This window comes from uncultured Dysosmobacter sp. (assembly GCF_947631635.1).
GTDB lineage: Bacteria > Bacillota > Clostridia > Oscillospirales > Oscillospiraceae > Oscillibacter.
Map to the genome: position 1 here is coordinate 1 of NZ_CANRMB010000028.1, position 16,456 is coordinate 16,456.

Here is a 16,456-nt window from a genome sequence, read left to right on the forward strand (position 1 = left end):
TTTCTTCCATGCCTCTTTTGTCTGTTTCCTCATATCCCTTATTATATCATCAAATCTTTATTTTGGACACTCCCGCAGAAATAATCAAGAATCATTGGGCACTCCGCGGCAAATGCGCCGGAAACGCTCCCATTCGGTACAGTTTCTATATTTCTTCGAAAAAGCGGGTTGCAAAACCGGCCTCAAGGCGCTATAATAATTTTATTCATTTTCCTTGACTTGGGGCAGGCTGCCCTGCTGAAAAGTGGATAGGAATCCAGGTGTGTTCCCTCTGTGGAACGCTTAAAAAGGAAGCCGGGTGAAAATCCCGCGCGGAGCCGCCGCTGTAAGTGCGGAGCAACTGCGATCATGTCACTGGCGTAAGCTGGGAAGGCGGCAGGAGCGATGACGCACGAGCCAGAAGACTTGCCTGGTGGATGACCGGTCCTCCACGCGCATTTGGAGGGGCTGGTATTTTGTGTTGGCAAAAACGGGCCATTACCGCATTTTTTGTGGTAATGGCTCGTTTTATCTTGTCTTGTAAAAGGAAGTGATCTGTTGCCGGTCCAGCACACCGCCGCGGGCGACCGCTGGCGAAAAAAACTGCTCCGCCCCGACGGCACCCTGTCTCCCCGTATCGCCGACTTAGCGCTGGAACAGCAGTTCTGGCGGGCGCGGATCCAGAATACGGGCCTTATCCCGCCGGACGCCTACTCCGGCACGGTGTATCAAGCTGTGAAACGTCTGTCCCGGAGCCACGGCGTCTCCTCCGTGCTGGAGATCGGCCCCGGCTGGGGAAATTACACGTTTCGCCTGGTCCGGGATTTTCCCCAAGTGACCTGCGTGGACCTTTCGCCGGACAATCTGGCCTATCTGGAACGGCACGCGGCGGAGCAGGGCGCCGCGCTTGAGACCATCTGCGCCCCCTGGGAGACGGCGGAGGTCCCCCGCCGGGACATGGCGTTTGCCTATAACTGTTTCTACCGGGTCCAGGAGCCCGAACTGTTTTTAAACAAGCTCCACCGGACGGCCCGGCGTCTGTGCGTGGCGGGGATGAACGCACCGCCGGAGCTGCCGTGGCTTCCGGCACTGGAGAAGGCCGGTCTCTCCGTCCACTATACCCGGCAGGGATGCCGGGAGCTGGGAGAGATCCTGACCTCCATGGGGATCTCCCACCAACTTCTGGACCTCCCCAACCGGCGGGAATACCGCTATCCCCACCAGGCGGCCCTGCTGGACCGGGTCCGGGGCTTTCTCACGGAGCCTGTTCCGGACCAGCGGCTTCTCTCCCTCGTCATGCCGTATCACCAGGCGCTTCCCGATGGGAGCCTGCTCTGCCGGTATCCATTCACCTCCCAGCTTCTGGTCTGGGAGCCCGCCCTTTCCGACAAATCTCCCCCTGTGACTGACACGGAGGATTTGGATCATATTTTAAAGGAGATATAAAACATGGAAAGCAAAAAGAAGTTCTGTAAGCTCTTGTCGCTTCTGCTGGCCCTGACCCTTGTGTGGAGCCTGACCGGCTGCGGCGGCAGCCCCGCCGCAGAGGAGCCGGTGCCCGACGCCGCCCCCGCTGCGGAGTCCACCGTTGATCCCGACGCCGAGATCGTTCTGGCCGGCTACCGCAATCTGGCTCCCGGCGAGAAGGACGGCTACTATTGCAGCAAGATCCTCTATGTCTGGGAGCCGCTGGTGACCCAGGATGACAACGCCGCCCCCGTCCCCTGTCTGGCGGAGGACTGGGAGATGAGTGAGGACGGCACCCAGTGGACCTTCTTCCTGCGCCAGGGTGTGAAGTTCCACGACGGCACCGACTTCAACGCCGACGCGGTCATCGCCAACTTTGACCGCATGGGCATCGAGGTGAAAAGCTCCTCCTTCTACCCCCTGGACATCAACTCCCACTACCCCAATCTGGAAAAATACGAGAAGGTGGACGACTACACCGTCCGCCTGACCTTCTCCCAGCCCGCCCCCACTCAGCTGTACAACATGGTGAATTTCGGCAGCGCCATGTACAGCCCCGGCTGCTTTGACGAAAACGGCGACTTCAACGGCATCTGTGTGGGCACCGGTCCCTTCAAGATCACGGAAAACAAGCTGGACGAATATGTGCTTCTGGAGCGCTTTGACGGCTATTGGGGCGAGACCGCCAAGGCCAAGACCATCCGTGTGAAGGTCATCCCCGACGCCGATACCCGCTTCTCCGCCCTGAAGAGCGGCGAGATCCTGGGCGTCATCGATCTGAACGCCATCCCCACCTCCCTGGCCGTACAGCTGGAGGGCAACAGCGATTTCGCCCTGACCACCACCAAGTCCACCATGATCCGCTTCCTGACCCTCAACGGCACCGAGTTCCCCTTCAACGATGTGCGGATGCGGCAGGCCGTCAGCATGGCGCTTCAGCGCTCCGTCATCACCGAGAGCGTCTATGACGGCTTCGGCACCCCCACCACCAACATTTTGAACTACTCCACCCCCTTCTACAAGGAATTCCCCGTGGAAGAGGACCTGGAAAAGGCCAAGGAGCTGGCCAACGAGGTGCTGGGCGGCCAGCGCGTCACCGTCACCTATCTCTATAACGGCAACGAGGCCGCCCAGAAGGGGGAAGCCGAGCTGATCTCCTCCTGGCTCAGCGAGATCGGCATCGACTGCGAGCTGCAGCCCATGGAGATGACCAACATGAAAGAGCAGATGAAAACCGGCGACTACGGCATCGCCCGGATGCAGCAGGGCCTTTCCAACTCCGAGCCCGCTACCATTTTCCGCCGCTTCATGCTCACCAGCGGCGACCACAACCAGAATTACAGCCTGGGCTACCAGAGCGACGAGGTGGACGCCCTGATGGACGAGGCCTCCGCCGCCCTGGACATGGACGTGCGCACCGCCTGCTATGACCGCATCCAGGAGATCTCCACCCAGGAATTCCCCGTGGTGCCCCTGTTCAACGACATGACCCTGATGGCCTACAGCACCAAGCTCACCGGCTATGATGCCAAGCTTTACGGCATCGAACTGCCCCTGGTGGCCTGGAAGCAGTGATCCGACGCGATGGGCCGTTATCTGATCCATAAGCTGGCCTCTTTGGTCCCGGTCCTGCTGGGCATTTCCCTGGCCGCCTTTGTCCTGGGCGTCCTCTCCCTCGGAGATCCCGCGGAGCTGGCGCTGTCCCAGGGCGGCTACGAGCCCACCCAGGAGCAGATCCAGGCGATGGCGCATCAAATGGGTCTGGACGCCCCCTATCCTGTGCAGTATCTGCGCTGGGTGGGGCGCGCCCTTACCGGGGACCTGGGGGACTCCTATTCCAGCCGGATGCCGGTGGCCCAGGAGCTGGGGCGGCGCCTGCCGGTCACGCTGAAGCTGGCGGTCTGCGCCATGGCGCTGGCCTGCGCCGGCGGTCTGCTGCTGGGCTGCACCGCAGCCGCCTTTCGTGGGCGCTGGCCGGACCGGCTCATCCAAGCCGTCCTCAATTTGCAGCTGTCCATCCCCGCCTTTTGGCTGGCGCTGCTGCTGATCCTGCTCTTCGCTGAAACGCTGGGCTGGCTGCCCACCAGCGGAAACGGCGGACTGCGCTATATGATCCTGCCCGCCTCCGTCCTCTCCTCCGCCACCATGGCCACTGCGGCCCGCCTGACCCGCTCCTCCCTGCTGGCGGAGCTGGGCAGGCAGTACTGCACCGCCGCCAGCGCCCGGGGGATCGGGCGCTGGCGGCTGGTCCTGCGCAACGCCCTGCCCAATGCCATCGTCCCGGTGGTCGCCCTGCTGGGCAACTCCCTGGGCGGGATGCTGGGCGGCTCGGTCATCGTGGAATCCATCTTTGCACTGCCCGGCATCGGCAGCTATGCGCTGGAGGCCATCAATAACCGGGATTATCCGGCCCTCCAGGGCTATGTGCTGCTCACCGGCGCGGTGTATGTGGCCATCACGCTCCTGGTGGACATCCTCAGTATGCTGCTGGACCCCAAGGTGCGGTTAGGAGGGCGGAAGATATGAGAAAGCGGCGATCCTCTTTTCAGCTGGCATTTGCCGTCACACTGCTGGCGGTCATCCTCCTCTCCAGCCTGCTGGCCCCCTGGCTGGCCCCCTACGACCCCACGGCCATCGACACCACCGTCAAGCTCCAGGGTCCCTCCGCCGCCCACTGGCTGGGGGTGGACGCCCTGGGCCGGGACATGCTCAGCCGGGTGCTGTACGGCGGGCGGGGCTCCATTCTGGTGGCGCTTGCCGCCACGGTGCTGTCCATGTTCTTCGGCATGGTCATCGGCGTTCTGGGCGGGTATTTCGGCGGATGGCTGGACTGGGTGCTGACGGTGTTCTCCAACATCTTTCAGGGGCTCCCCGGCACCTGCCTGATGATCGCCATCGCCGGTATCCTGGGGCCGGGCGTTCCCAACCTGATCTTGGCCCTGGTCCTCACCTCCTGGGCGGGCTTCTCCCGCATCGTCCGCACGGAGACCATGCGGCTCAGGGAGGAGGCGTATGTGGAGGGCCTGCGGAGCTTGGGCGCCGGCCCGCTGCGGATCCTGACACGGCATGTCGTCCCCAATCTGCTGCCCAACATCGTGGTGCTCTTCACCACCCGGGTGGGCCGGTGCGTGCTGTCCATCGCCTCTTTGAGCTATCTGGGCCTTGGGCTGCGGCCTCCCATGCCGGATTGGAGCGTCATGATCAGCGACGCCCGCCTGCACTACCGCAGCGCCCCCCACCTCATCATCGTGCCGGGCATGTGCATCGTGCTTCTGCTGCTGGGCATCAATCTGCTGGGCGACGCCCTGCGGGACCGCCTGGACGTGCGGAATGAGGAGGTGCGGGAGCTATGACGGACGGACTGCGCATCAAAGACCTCTCCGTGACCTTTCAGCTGCGGGACCGGGACGTCCGGGCGGTGGACGGCGTGTCCGTCCATTTCCCCGCCGGGCAGATCACCGGCATCATCGGCGAGAGCGGCTGCGGCAAATCCGTGCTGGGCATGGCGGTCCTGGGCCTGCTGCCCCCCTACGCCAAGGCGGCGGGCAGCATCACCTTGGATGGAAGCCCTCTCCTGGGGACACGCCGCGCGCTCGGCGTCAAGCTCGGCCTGATCCCCCAAAATCCCGCCGAATCCCTGAATCCGGCCCGCACCGTGCAGGCCCACCTGTCGGAGGCCCTGCGCCCGCTGTCCCTAAGCCGCCGGGAGGCGAAGGCGTGGAGCGCCCAACTGCTGCGGGACTTCGGTTTTCCGGACCCCGCCCGCGTGCTGAAGGCCTATCCCCACGAGTTGAGCGGCGGGATGCAGCAGCGGGTCCTCTGCGCCGTCGGCTCCGCCTGCACACCCGCCTGGCTGCTGGCGGACGAACCCACCAAGGGCCTGGACAGCGCCCTGCGGGACCAGGTGCTGGACACTCTAGGCTCCATGCGGGGCCGCGGTGTTGCCAGTATGCTGGTCATCACCCACGACCTGACCCTCGCCCGGAGCCTCTGCCAGTCCCTGGCCGTCATGTACGCCGGGCAGGTCCTGGAAATGGGGCAGGGCGTATTGGAGCACCCCCTTCACCCCTATACGGCGGCCTTCCTCAACGCCCTGCCGGAGCACGGCTTCCAGCCCATCCAGGGCATTGCCCCACGGGCGGGCCAGCGGCTGCCCGGCTGTCCCTTTGCCCCCCGGTGCCCCCACTGCCGGGAGCGGTGCACCCGGGAGCGCCCCGGCGCCTGTCAGCCGGAGTCCCAGCATATGGTGAGGTGTTTTCTGTATGAGTGATATCCTGGAATGCCGCCAAATCGTAAAAACCTTTCGCCCCTGCCTCCGCCGCGCGCCTATCCAGGTGCTGGACCATGTGGACCTCCGCCTCTGCCAGGGGGAGACGCTGGGGCTGATGGGCCCCTCGGGATGCGGAAAAAGCACCCTGGCCCGCATCCTCCTGCGGCTGATCCCCTGCGACGGTGGGACGGTCCTCTTTCAGGGGCGGGACATCACCCATCTCAGCGGTCAGGCGCTTCTGCCCTTCCGCCGCCAGACACAGCTGATCTCCCAGCGGCCGGAGACCTTCTTCGACCCCCGCTGGACCTTCCAGCAGAGTCTGACAGAGCCGATGGACATCTTTCATATCCAGGGCGGCCGCAGGGCCATGGTGGCGGAGCTTCTGGACCAGGTCAAGCTGACGGACGAGCTGCTGACCCGCCGCCCCCACCAGGTGAGCGGCGGCGAGATCCAGCGTCTGGCCCTGGTGCGGGCGCTGCTGCTCCAGCCCAGGGTCCTGGTGCTGGACGAGGCGACCTCCATGCTGGACATCTCCGTCCAGGCGCAGATCCTGCAAATTATAAAAGAGGTCCGCCGACGCTACCATCTCTCCTGCCTGCTGATCACCCACGACCGGGAGGTGGCGGAATACATGTGCGACCGCATCCAGACGCTTCCCGCGGAGCCGCGGGGCGGTCCGGTATAGTCAATTATATGAAAAATCGCATAGGATTTTTCAAGCGGGCGATGCCCGCTGTGCGGAAAGCGCACAGCGATTGACTATGAAATGCAAATCAAGGCCGCGGTCCGCGGCCTGTCACAGCGCACATGCGCTGTGACACTGGAAAAGTGAATGTATCACTTTTCAAGTGATTTGATGATAAACCGCTGACTCCCGTCCGGCGCGGGCCGCCGCACCCTCTCCTTTCTTCGCAAAAGGGGCTGTTTCCCAAAGGAAACAGCCCCTTTTCTCTGCTCACCCTCTTTTCCAGCGGCGGCGTTTTCTTCTCCGGCGGATCAGCGTCACGGTCAGGACCACCAGTGCCGCCAGCGCCAGCAGGACTCCCAGCACGGCCAGCGTGGGCGCGCCCGGATGGGCCAGCAGCGCCAGCGGGCTCCAGCTGGCCGCTTCGGTCTTGCGGCTCTCCGGCGCGCGGACCGTCCCCTGCTCCTCCAGATAGGCGGCCAGGGCATACCATGCCTTCAGCTCCGTGCCGTCGGCCGCTTTGACGATGCGGCTCTCCAGGTCTGTGACGATCTCTCCGTTTTCATCCCTGGGTGTGACGGTGAGCAGGCCCATGCTCTGGGCCTCCACGGCCCCCAGCATCTGGCCGCTGTACAGATCCGCCGCCACCCGGTAGAGCCGGTCGTCCTGAATGGGCGCCGTGCCGCCCTCCGGCAGGATCTGTTCCGACGCGGTCACTCTATCCAAAATCATCCGGTGGGGATTCCAGGTCCAGCGCATCCCCGCGCCGTAAAGCTCCGCCGCGGGCATCAGCGCCGAGATGGAGGCGTCCACCTCAAAGGCATTTTTCAGGTCCTTCCCCGTCAGATACACCGACACCAGCGGATAGGCCGGGGTGCCGTCGGCGCCGGAGCCCAGGGAGAGGATATCAAACGCCTGGGCTGTGGTCACCGGCCCCGCCCGCAGGAAGTCCCGGATCACGCCGGATGGCGCCACCGCGAAATCCACCGGCACATAGTCCGCGCCCTCCAGCCGCTGGATCGCCCGGATATAGGCGTCTCCGATCAGGTTCCCGGTCTCCTCAATGGAAAATGTGCTCCCCTCCACAGAGGCCAGCACCTGGTCATACCCCAGTCCATAACCGGCCAGATAGGTCTCATTTACCCGGTGTTGAAAACCCTCGGCCAGCGCCGCCATTTCCGGGTCCTCCCGGACCGTGTCATCCACCGGGATCAGTTGATAGTCCTCCAGCTTCACGCCGCTGTCATCCCGGCTGACCGTCAGAACACCCAGGTTTTGGGTGTATTCTCCGCAGGAGACGATGAGGGTGTCATTCACCTGAACAGGCTCCGGCAGGGTGCTGTGGGTGTGGCCGGAGATGATGACATCAATGCCGTCCACGGCCTTCGCCAGCTCATAGTCCTCCCCCCGCCCCTCCTCGGTGCCGCTGTGGGACAGGCAGATGATATAGTCCGCCCGCTCCTTCTCCCGGATCTCCGCCACCACCCGTCTGGCGGCCTCCTCAATGGGCTGGTACTCCATACCGGACATGGGCGCGCACTCGTGGGAATCCAATCCCATGACACCGAACACCGCAACCCGGAGGGTGTCATCCCCCACCTCCCGCTCCAGCACCACGTAGTCCATCACGGGATAGTCCTCCATGGCCTGAACCAGCTCCCGGCCCGCTTCGGGGGCCACGGGGGTAGTGTAGTTGGCCTGGACAATGGCGGGCAGCGGGTCCCCGCTGTCCATCGCCGCCCGGAGCATCTCCGCCAGTCCCTGCTGCCGGTAGTCGAACTCATGGTTGCCGAAGGTGGTCACGTCGCAGCCCATGGCCCCCAGGGCCCGCAGTTCCGGCGCATCCGCCGCGTAAATGGTCTGGAACAAGGAACCCATGGAGAAGTCTCCGGCGTCCAGGGTGACCACGGCCCTGCCGTTTTCCCCATACCGGGTATCTGCGGCGGCCTCAGCCCGCTGTTCCTCCAACAGCGTGGCAAGGCGGGTATAGCCGCCCCGTCCATCGCCGTCAGGGTAAAAGTGGTCATGGGTATCATGGGTAAATAAAATCGTCAGCGGCGCGGAGCTTGGCAACGGCTCCGCTGCCACGGCCGGACTCCCGGTCTGTGTCAGCAGAACGAACGCGCACAGCAGTCCGGCCCAAATACGTCGAATACCCCTCATGGTCTTTTTCCTCCTCTGGTCATTCCGCATATCCGTATAGGAGCATTATACCAAACTTTTCCCATTTTACAAAGGGCCGCGGAAAAGCCCCATTTTGAAGGACCGTTGATGCCCGCCTCCGGCAATTTTACTGATCGTGCGTTGACCGGCTATGATAAACGCAGCGCAATAAGTCGGAATTTGGGGAGGCACAATTATGGACTATAAAGCATACGATAAAGCGCTTAATGCTTCAATCTTTATATTGTTTCCTGCAAAGGACATTATGATGATTAATAGAAAATCGGGGGAAAAAATAGTGACGGAAGCTAATGGATGAATAAAAGAATATAAGCCGGCCTATTAAGGCCGGCTTATATAGAAGGCTTCTCACATTTCATGCAAAGTAAGATTGCATCCGCAAGATGGACAATAGTCTTGATCTCGGAGAGGAACTCTATAATCAAGATGGCATTTACATTCTGGACAACGATATAATTTCCACATCAGCACCAAACCAATAACAAGCAAGATAGCTGCTACTATGTTATAATCAAGCGCAAACATAATGATGACTACTCCCAGAAAAAGGAAAAAGCATGTCTTAATCAAGAATAAGTAAGTAATAGCATTCATCATAGTTCCTCTATGGCTTCCCATTTCGGCCACGTAAATTCTGTGACCGCTTTCTCTCACTTTTTATCCTTTTTCTTTAGAATCATGATAAGCGCTAAAATGCAACAGAGACATGAGATTGCAAATAGATATGACACTTTCTTGTCGTGGAATCCAACAAAATACCCTATTCCCGCTGCACAAACTATAATGATATTAGCAAAAATTAATAATATTTTTGCAGGCATCACGTGATACTCCAGTCGTAGATTTCAAAAATCACATAGTTAAACAACAAAGGATAGATATAATTTGCGAAGGATTCGTTTCTCCCTGTAAATGCCGTTTTCTCCCAAAAGTCGCCATCATAGTATGTTTCTCCAACCCGTCCTTGTTCTGTAATAACATACTTGACTCCTTCAATCACGTCATAGTTGCTGCTTGAAGATGTATCAGTTACCTTCCAGTTATTGGTCGTTGTTTTTGCGCTAATATAATAAGGTTCTTTGATTGAATACACATACCCTGTAAGTGTAGCCACACCCGTTATAATCGCTGCTGCGACAGGATATGCAAACCCAAGCGGAATACCAATAAACCCGACGATTGCATAAGCGAGAGCAACTTCGTCATCATATTGTCCAGCCAAATCATATTGTCCAGAATTAGATACTGTAGATGCCAATGCTACATTTGCTCCGCACAAGCTATATTGGGAACCATTTGCGTATCTATATCTTACTCTCCCCAGAGATTCATAATCTCTGATCCCTCTGGTCATTCTTTCATTTTGGTCTACGCTCTCTCTAATCTCTTGAGTATTTACCTGTACACTTCCACCAATATAATCTGTACGAGTCAGTATCCGATTTTCAAGGTCTGCATACACATAAGTAGCAACAGTTCCATCCTTAATAAGAAATAATTCTGATTTCTTATCTACATAATCTCGAGTAATTACGATGTCCCCACTAATCGAATGGCTCGTTTCCTTTTTATACTCCGCTTCACTCAGCAAGAAAAAACCTTCTTTTTCAAGAATATTTTCAGCTTCTTGAATCGCTTGATCCTCAACCATCTCTACAGCATATGAAGGGATGCAAAGCAGAGATATACACATTACTATGGACATCGCTAAACTGATTATTCTCTTTTTCATTTTCTTTCTCCCTTCCTCAATATTTTACAAATCCAGACACCTTCACAGTTTGCCCTGAGTTATTTTTGATGCCCAGTCTGTAATTCCCACTCTCCGGAACTTCAAATGTCTCATCAAAACTTCCGTTTTCCGCGCTGACATAGTGGAACACGCCATCCGGATCTACCAGGCCAAAGTCCATGCTTGCGCTATCTGGAGAATAGGTCGCATAGATTCTTACCGTCTCCCCTGCTTCCAGGGGGAAGTCGGTATCTCCTTTTGCCCTGGCGTATGGGTTCACACTCACATTAAAAGAACCTGACGCCCGCAAAATGGCAGCCGTATCCACCTTGGAGCCATCATAGGGGACAATGATCGATTCAGGTCCTGTTGCACCAGCGTTCAAACAGAGACAGCATACCACAGCAACCGCAGCCAGAACCTTACGAAAAGCCTTATACATATTTTCACCCCCTTTCGCTGGCTTTTACCATTCTATTGGAATGTCATCTGTGTCTGCATCATTCCAGTCTTCACGCTCTACTTCATTAAAATCCACTTTCTCTGGTCCTCTGCGAGCAACAATTACTCCGATTATCACCGCTGCAACAACCACTATAAGTATGCAGCACAGCCATGCCGCCCAGTTTTTATTCTTTCTGTTTTCTCCGTTTGCTGCTTCAACCTGAATGGGCCGCTCAAACTCCTCATTTATCAAGTAATCAATAGGGACACTATATAGTTCACCGAGAAACCGCAGATTTTCTGTAGATGGAACTGCCACACCGGATTCCCACCGAGAAATTGCTTGCCGGGACACATTAAGTTCCTCGGCAACTTTTATCTGCGTTAGCCCTTTTTCTTTCCGCAAAGAAACAAGTTTTTCATCTAACTTCATCTTTTCTGCTCCAATTCTATTCCAAAAGTCCTTATAATGTAAACCACATGCGGTTTACATTAAGGCAATTGTAGATTGCTTTTCCAGTTTTTTCTTGTTTTTCAGTCTATCCGGCAATCTCCAGGGCCTCTCCCTGTCCGATAAGGCGCACCTCTCCCAGCAGCTCCAGGCAAATGGCGTGGAAGGTCCCAATGTGCATCCGGCTCACTGCCCGCCGTCCGCCCAGCCGCGCCTCCAGCCGCTGGCGCATCTCCAGGGCGGCCTGGTTGGTGAAGGTCACGGCGGTGATCTCGTCGGGCCTGACGCCCTGTTCCTCCACCAGCCACGCAATGCGGGCCACCAAAGTCTTGGTCTTTCCCGTTCCGGGACCGGCCACCACCGCCGTCACCGGCCCCTCCGCCGTGACGGCGACCTTCTGCTCCGGATTCAGCTGTTCCGCAGGCTTGTCCGGCGCTGCTTCCAGCGGTTTGGATGCCTGCTTCTTCAGCGCCCGCCTGCTCCCGTTCCTTTTCACCAGGGCCTCCCCGCTGAACAGGGAGAACTGTCCGCTGAACTGCTGGATCTCCCCCGGGGTCAGCAGGGAGATGGCACCGTATTCTCCGTCAAAGCCGGCCCGCCGCCTGTTCGATCTCCGGAATGGGCGCCTCCCGCAGGATATAAAACTCCGGCCCCAAGTACCGGAGCATCCGCTCGTACAGCTCTCCGGCCTTTTTTCCCGCGGCGGAGCCGCCGGTGGAAGCGGCGATCACCTCCGGCAGGGGTGCCAGACTCTCAAAGGGCTTTGCGCCAGCGGGGCGAAAGCCCTCCGGGCGGTCGGCCAGCGCCTCCACCCGGTGCTCCACGCCGATGGTCAGCTTTTTGCCGCACACCGGGCACAGCCCGCCCCGCTCCTCCGTCTCCGCGGGCGTCAGGCAGACGCCGCAGTTCCGGTGGCCGTCCAAATGGTATTTCCCCTCCTCCGGGAAAAACTCGATAGTCCCCCGAAAGCCCTCCCCCGTCCGGATGGCCCGGACCAGCTCCGGATAGGTGCGTCCCGTGTCCAAAAGGTTGGCCTCCCGTCCCAGCTTGGCGGGTGAGTGGGCGTCCGAGTTGGACACCAGCGTCAAAGGGTCCAGCGCGGAGACCCGCCAGTTCATAGGCGGATCTGAGGAAAGCCCCGTCTCCACGGCGTGGATGCAGGGTGTCAGATCGTCAAAGCAGTCCTCCATGGTGTCAAAGCCGGAAAAGGCGCCGAACATGGCAAAGTGCGGCGTCCAGATATGGGCGGGGATGAACTCCGCGTCCGGGCAAGCCTCCAGGGTCAGTTCCAGCAGGTCCCGGCTGTCCAGCCCCAGGATGGGCCGCCCGTCGGAGTGGATGTTGCCGATGGCCTCCAGCCGGGCGGAGAGCTCGTCCGCCGCCTCCAGGGAGGGCAGCAGGATCAGGTTGTGGACCTTCCGGGTCTTTCCGCCCCGCTTGTAGATGGAGCTGATCTCCCCGGTGATGACGAGCCTGGGCGGCTCGCCGCCCAGGCCGTGGGGCAGGCGCAGGTCCTCCCGCAGGGTATATACGCCCTCTCCGGCGGGGACCAGCTGTTCCCGCAGCTCCGCCCGCCAGGCGGGGTGGGTGAAGTCCCCCGTGCCCAGCAGGCCGATGCCCTTCCGCGCCGCCCACCAGTCCAGATGGGGCAGGTCGCAGTCCCTGCTGGTGGCCCGGGAGAACCGGGAGTGGATATGGAGGTCCGCAATATACATTCTGGCACCTTCTGTCATAAAATATGTTCTATACCGGTTCCGACGCGTCTGTGGGAAGGCCCGCCGCAATGCACCGCGGCGGGCCTATCCATAGACATTCAGGTCGTCTCCTGGGGTTCTTGTGTCTCCTGGGGTTTTCCGGTGATTTCCGTCTCCTCCGGTTTGTCGTCCGTCATGCGGGACGCCGTCTCTCCGCTCTCCTGCTCCGGATGCAGCTCGTGCTCCGAGTGGTGCGTGCTCTGACTGCGGCTGGTGCGCCAGAAGGAGGTGTCGATGGGTCCGCTCTCCTCAAAGAGGTCGTAGTAGTTCTCATCCCGCAGCGTGGGCCGGCGGTGCTTCCAGATGGCGGTGATGGTGGGATAGAGCACGATGGCGATCAGGCCGCCGGAAAATCCGTTGTTATAGAGGTTCAGACCGGCCACCGGGCCGCCTGTCTGCAAAACCAGCGCCGAGTGGATAAATCCGGCCAGGATCCCGAAGGGCCATCCAAAATGCCCTGCAATGGGCGCCAGCGTGGTGCCGAACAGCCCCGCCAGCTGGAGGGAGGGGTAATCCGGGGTATAGTGCATGCCATAGGCGCCCAGCGCCACGCCGACCATCACCGGCACGATGTTGAACATGTGCTTGCCAAAGGCGGAAAAGCCCATAATGGTAAAGATGCCGCCCAGCGTGGGGCCGTTCAGGTCTCCGCCCACAAGCAGAACATAGGCGATCCCCAGGAGCCCATTGACGCCGACGTTCACCAGCACCGGCCCCGGGCCGAACATACGCAGGTAGTCGCTGGGGGCACGGCCCGTGGTGGAGAGCAGGCGGCGGTATCCCGCCCAGACTGCCCAGGGCGGCGTTCCTGTCACGAAAAAGCCCGCCGCGATCATGATGAGGCAGGTAATCCCGATGGCGATGATGAACCGTTGGTTATATCCCTCCGCCCAGTAGAGCACGGAATCCGGCTTGTCGCCAAAAGCCGTCAGGACCGGCACGATCATCATGGCGAACAGGCCGCAGGCAAATCCCATGTTGTAGAGGTTCATGCCATTTTGGATCTTATAGGTATACGCGGACAAGGACGGCAGGATGAACCCGATCAGGATCCCCGTGACCAGTCCCAGCGGCAGGCTCGCGTGGATGCTGCCCAGGACCATATAGCTGACAAGGGGCGCCAGAGATGTGGCCAGCAGCGCCACAGAGGCATATTTGGAAAAGGGTTCCCGCTGATACCGGGCATACAGCCAGGTGCCCAGGATGATGGGCCAGATATTGATGAAATTTTTCCCAAACAGGGAGAAGCCTGCCATCAGTCCCATTTCCACGATGGTAAAGCCATTAAAGGGGTCTCCGGAGAGTTTGATGATGCAGATGGAGATGATGGTCACGATCCCCGCGTTGATCAGCGCCGCGCCCGGTCCCGCTATGTAGACATAGTCGGTGATCAGCAAGTCCTGCATCGTAATGATCCGATACAGCCCGGGGAGGATATCGGCCGGTTCATCCATCAAAATACCCACGATCATAAGTCCTACCGAAAAAATGATCGTGGCCGAAAAAATCTTTTGATACCGCTTCTGCACGCGCATCCCTCCCCCTCTGATAGCTTTATTATACAGAGGGAATGTGGAATGAGCAATAGTGAATTGCATCCACCTCTACACCATTCTTCCCGGAATGCCGAAAGCGCCCGCCTTGCGGGCTTCATTCGAAAGGAAGTACAACCACTTGGCGCGAAGCGCGAAGGCGTCCCGCCGCAGATTTGCCTTTTCATGGTCAGTAATCCTTGGCACATATTTGATTTTTCTGAGTTTATATATATAATAAAGCTAATGATTCTCACATTTTTATAAATTTCAAATCTGCCTTATCCGCTTCAAAAGTCGTAAATACGCAATCTATTGACACCCGTTTGTTGATTTTTGACCGCTTCTATTTCATCAAAGGCGAGAAACAATCGTCAAAGAGGTTTCTCCCGCTCTGCACGATGTTTTGATCGATCTTCTCATCGTTTCAAAAGAGCGCACATCGCGCCATTTGATCATTTATACTAATTCCAAATAAAATGATTTGATCATTTTATTTGGGCTGCCTTCGGCGGCCCGGCGGCGAAGCCGCCAGGAATGTCGTCAATACTTTTCTTGGAAGCGCCGCGATAAAAAACTTTTTTAAAGTTTTTTATCGAGAAACAGTATTACTTAAAATCGTATGGGTTGTCACGGCTTCTGCCTGCCGCGGCATGGCATCCTGCGCGGAAAACGTAAACCTGCGCCCTGTTCCGCAAGCCGCAAGAGCCGCCTTTGCCCATTAAAAATATTTTTAGGAGGTTTGCATATGAGAGACTTCAGCCAATTCTTTCTCATGACCCCTGACGACGTCAGGCGTTATGCGGTGGAAGTGCTTCACAAATTTGATTCAAATGAGGAGACAGACTGTGTAGAAATCGGTGACGGCAATATCAACTATGTGTTCAGAGTCCGGTCTAAGCGGGACGGGCACTCCATCATTGTCAAACAGGCTGACAAGCTCCTGCGTTCCTCCGGCCGGCCTCTGGATATCTGCCGGAACAAAATCGAGGCCGCGGTCCTCCAGCTGGAGGGCAAGCTGGCCCCGGGGTATGTGCCCGCAGTCTACTACTACGACGAGACCATGGCCGCCACCACAATGGAAGACGTCTCCGCCTTCAAAAACCTCCGGAAGGAGCTGGCGGCCAACCGTGTATATCCCCATCTGGCAGAAAATATCTCTGCCTTTATGGCGGACACGCTTCTTCCCACCACCGATCTGGTCCTGGACCGGGCGGAAAAAAAGAAGCGGGTAAAGTTTTTCACAAACCCGGAGCTCTGTGAGATCACGGAGGATCTGGTCTTGACCGAGCCCTATGACGACTTCAAAAAGCGCAATGTCCTGACGCCTGGGAACGAAGCTTTTGTCCGTGAATTTCTCTATAACGACCAGCAGCTTCACGCGGAGGTAGGCAAGCTCCGGAATAACTTCATGAATAACGCCCAGGCGCTTCTGCACGGCGACCTGCACTCCGGTTCCATTTTCGCCAACAAGGACGGCATCCGGGTCTTGGACCCCGAGTTTGCTTTCTACGGGCCAATGGGATACGATATCGGCAACGTGATTGGAAACCTGTTCTTCGCCTGGGCCAGCAAGGTCTATGCCACGCCGGAGGAGACGGAGGCAGCCGCCGCCCTGGAGCAGACGATCTCTGCGGTTTGTGATCTCACAATGTCCAAGCTGGCAGCCAAGTATGACGAGATGGTCACCTTTTCCCTATACCGGACCAGTGCGTTCCGGCAGGCATATCTGGACGGTGTTCTGGCAGATTCCCTCGGATATGCCGGCACGGAGATCATCCGCCGTGTAGTAGGCGATTCCAAGGTCGCGGAGCTCACCTCTGTCAGCGAGCTATCCCAGCGCATTCTCATGGATCGCGCTCTCATCAAATTGGGCATCACCCTAATCAAGCACCGGGAGCATTTGCGGAACGGAAGCAGTGTTGTACATGCATTCCGGATGATCTTGGCCTGATGCC

Annotated in this window: 13 protein-coding genes, 1 pseudogene and 1 riboswitch; of the genes and pseudogenes, 8 read left to right on the plus strand and 6 right to left on the minus strand. The window is 58.4% G+C overall.

Annotated elements, in window-relative coordinates:
• Positions 1-241: 241 nt before the first annotated feature.
• Positions 242-428: riboswitch (cobalamin riboswitch) on the plus strand.
• Between the two features lie 109 nt (positions 429-537).
• The 6 genes from Q0Z71_RS12890 to Q0Z71_RS12915 are packed head-to-tail and all read left to right on the plus strand — an operon-like array spanning position 538 to position 6,401.
• Positions 538-1,425 carry a methyltransferase domain-containing protein gene (locus Q0Z71_RS12890; RefSeq protein WP_298023407.1) on the plus strand — a complete coding sequence of 296 codons (888 nt, stop codon included), beginning with the start codon at positions 538-540 and terminating at the stop codon, positions 1,423-1,425.
• A 3-nt stretch (positions 1,426-1,428) separates the two neighbouring features.
• Positions 1,429-3,021 (plus strand): ABC transporter substrate-binding protein, encoded by a 1,593-nt coding sequence (locus tag Q0Z71_RS12895; RefSeq protein ID WP_298023411.1) that lies wholly within the window; start codon positions 1,429-1,431, stop codon positions 3,019-3,021.
• A gap of 9 nt (positions 3,022-3,030) precedes the next feature.
• A complete protein-coding gene (locus Q0Z71_RS12900) occupies positions 3,031-3,972 on the plus strand; it encodes an ABC transporter permease (protein WP_298023414.1) in 942 nt (313 codons plus the stop codon).
• Positions 3,969-4,799: an ABC transporter permease gene (locus Q0Z71_RS12905; RefSeq protein WP_298023416.1), complete on the plus strand. Its 831-nt coding sequence runs from the start codon at positions 3,969-3,971 to the stop codon at positions 4,797-4,799. The genes Q0Z71_RS12900 and Q0Z71_RS12905 overlap by 4 nt, the downstream gene beginning before the upstream one ends.
• Positions 4,796-5,716: an ABC transporter ATP-binding protein gene (locus Q0Z71_RS12910; RefSeq protein WP_298023419.1), complete on the plus strand. Its 921-nt coding sequence runs from the start codon at positions 4,796-4,798 to the stop codon at positions 5,714-5,716. The genes Q0Z71_RS12905 and Q0Z71_RS12910 overlap by 4 nt, the downstream gene beginning before the upstream one ends.
• Positions 5,709-6,401, plus strand: a complete 693-nt coding sequence (locus Q0Z71_RS12915) for an ABC transporter ATP-binding protein (RefSeq protein WP_298023422.1) — start codon at positions 5,709-5,711, stop codon at positions 6,399-6,401. The genes Q0Z71_RS12910 and Q0Z71_RS12915 overlap by 8 nt, the downstream gene beginning before the upstream one ends.
• A gap of 270 nt (positions 6,402-6,671) precedes the next feature.
• Here the strand turns inward: Q0Z71_RS12915 and Q0Z71_RS12920 are convergent, their stop codons facing one another.
• On the minus strand, positions 6,672-8,564 hold the full coding sequence (locus Q0Z71_RS12920) for a bifunctional UDP-sugar hydrolase/5'-nucleotidase (RefSeq protein WP_298023425.1): 1,893 nt from the start codon (positions 8,562-8,564) through the stop codon (positions 6,672-6,674).
• A 196-nt stretch (positions 8,565-8,760) separates the two neighbouring features.
• On the opposite strand from Q0Z71_RS12920, the gene Q0Z71_RS12925 reads away from it, so the two are divergent.
• On the plus strand, positions 8,761-8,883 hold the full coding sequence (locus Q0Z71_RS12925) for a hypothetical protein (protein WP_298023428.1): 123 nt from the start codon (positions 8,761-8,763) through the stop codon (positions 8,881-8,883).
• Positions 8,884-9,405: 522 nt separating this feature from the next.
• Here Q0Z71_RS12925 and Q0Z71_RS12930 read toward each other — a convergent pair.
• From Q0Z71_RS12930 to Q0Z71_RS12950, 5 genes and pseudogenes are all read right to left on the minus strand, one after another.
• Positions 9,406-10,317 (minus strand): hypothetical protein, encoded by a 912-nt coding sequence (locus Q0Z71_RS12930; protein ID WP_298023431.1) that lies wholly within the window; start codon positions 10,315-10,317, stop codon positions 9,406-9,408.
• Positions 10,318-10,333: 16 nt separating this feature from the next.
• Positions 10,334-10,759, minus strand: coding sequence for a hypothetical protein (locus Q0Z71_RS12935; protein ID WP_298023434.1), 426 nt, complete (start codon positions 10,757-10,759; stop codon positions 10,334-10,336).
• A 24-nt stretch (positions 10,760-10,783) separates the two neighbouring features.
• Positions 10,784-11,194, minus strand: a complete 411-nt coding sequence (locus tag Q0Z71_RS12940; protein ID WP_298023437.1) for a helix-turn-helix domain-containing protein — start codon at positions 11,192-11,194, stop codon at positions 10,784-10,786.
• 115 nt (positions 11,195-11,309) lie between these two features.
• Positions 11,310-12,927 (minus strand): annotated as a pseudogene (locus Q0Z71_RS12945) (UvrD-helicase domain-containing protein); the annotation flags it as partial.
• A gap of 98 nt (positions 12,928-13,025) precedes the next feature.
• On the minus strand, positions 13,026-14,495 hold the full coding sequence (locus Q0Z71_RS12950; protein ID WP_298023440.1) for a DUF1576 domain-containing protein: 1,470 nt from the start codon (positions 14,493-14,495) through the stop codon (positions 13,026-13,028).
• Between the two features lie 751 nt (positions 14,496-15,246).
• On the opposite strand from Q0Z71_RS12950, the gene mtnK reads away from it, so the two are divergent.
• Positions 15,247-16,452 carry an S-methyl-5-thioribose kinase gene (gene mtnK, locus Q0Z71_RS12955; protein WP_298023443.1) on the plus strand — a complete coding sequence of 402 codons (1,206 nt, stop codon included), beginning with the start codon at positions 15,247-15,249 and terminating at the stop codon, positions 16,450-16,452.
• Positions 16,453-16,456 lie beyond the last annotated feature (4 nt).

What these genes read in the sequence shown, in the direction of transcription:
- Q0Z71_RS12895 (WP_298023411.1), top strand. Translation starts at nt 1,429, where the DNA reads ATGGAAAGCAAAAAGAAGTTCTGTAAGCTCTTGTCGCTTCTGCTGGCC.
- Q0Z71_RS12900 (WP_298023414.1), top strand. Translation starts at nt 3,031, where the DNA reads ATGGGCCGTTATCTGATCCATAAGCTGGCCTCTTTGGTCCCGGTCCTG.
- Q0Z71_RS12905 (WP_298023416.1), top strand. Translation starts at nt 3,969, where the DNA reads ATGAGAAAGCGGCGATCCTCTTTTCAGCTGGCATTTGCCGTCACACTG.
- Q0Z71_RS12910 (WP_298023419.1), top strand. Translation starts at nt 4,796, where the DNA reads ATGACGGACGGACTGCGCATCAAAGACCTCTCCGTGACCTTTCAGCTG.
- Q0Z71_RS12915 (WP_298023422.1), top strand. Translation starts at nt 5,709, where the DNA reads ATGAGTGATATCCTGGAATGCCGCCAAATCGTAAAAACCTTTCGCCCC.
- Q0Z71_RS12920 (WP_298023425.1), bottom strand. Translation starts at nt 8,564, where the DNA reads ATGAGGGGTATTCGACGTATTTGGGCCGGACTGCTGTGCGCGTTCGTT.
- Q0Z71_RS12925 (WP_298023428.1), top strand. Translation starts at nt 8,761, where the DNA reads ATGGACTATAAAGCATACGATAAAGCGCTTAATGCTTCAATCTTTATA.
- Q0Z71_RS12930 (WP_298023431.1), bottom strand. Translation starts at nt 10,317, where the DNA reads ATGAAAAAGAGAATAATCAGTTTAGCGATGTCCATAGTAATGTGTATA.
- Q0Z71_RS12935 (WP_298023434.1), bottom strand. Translation starts at nt 10,759, where the DNA reads ATGTATAAGGCTTTTCGTAAGGTTCTGGCTGCGGTTGCTGTGGTATGC.
- Q0Z71_RS12940 (WP_298023437.1), bottom strand. Translation starts at nt 11,194, where the DNA reads ATGAAGTTAGATGAAAAACTTGTTTCTTTGCGGAAAGAAAAAGGGCTA.
- mtnK (WP_298023443.1), top strand. Translation starts at nt 15,247, where the DNA reads ATGAGAGACTTCAGCCAATTCTTTCTCATGACCCCTGACGACGTCAGG.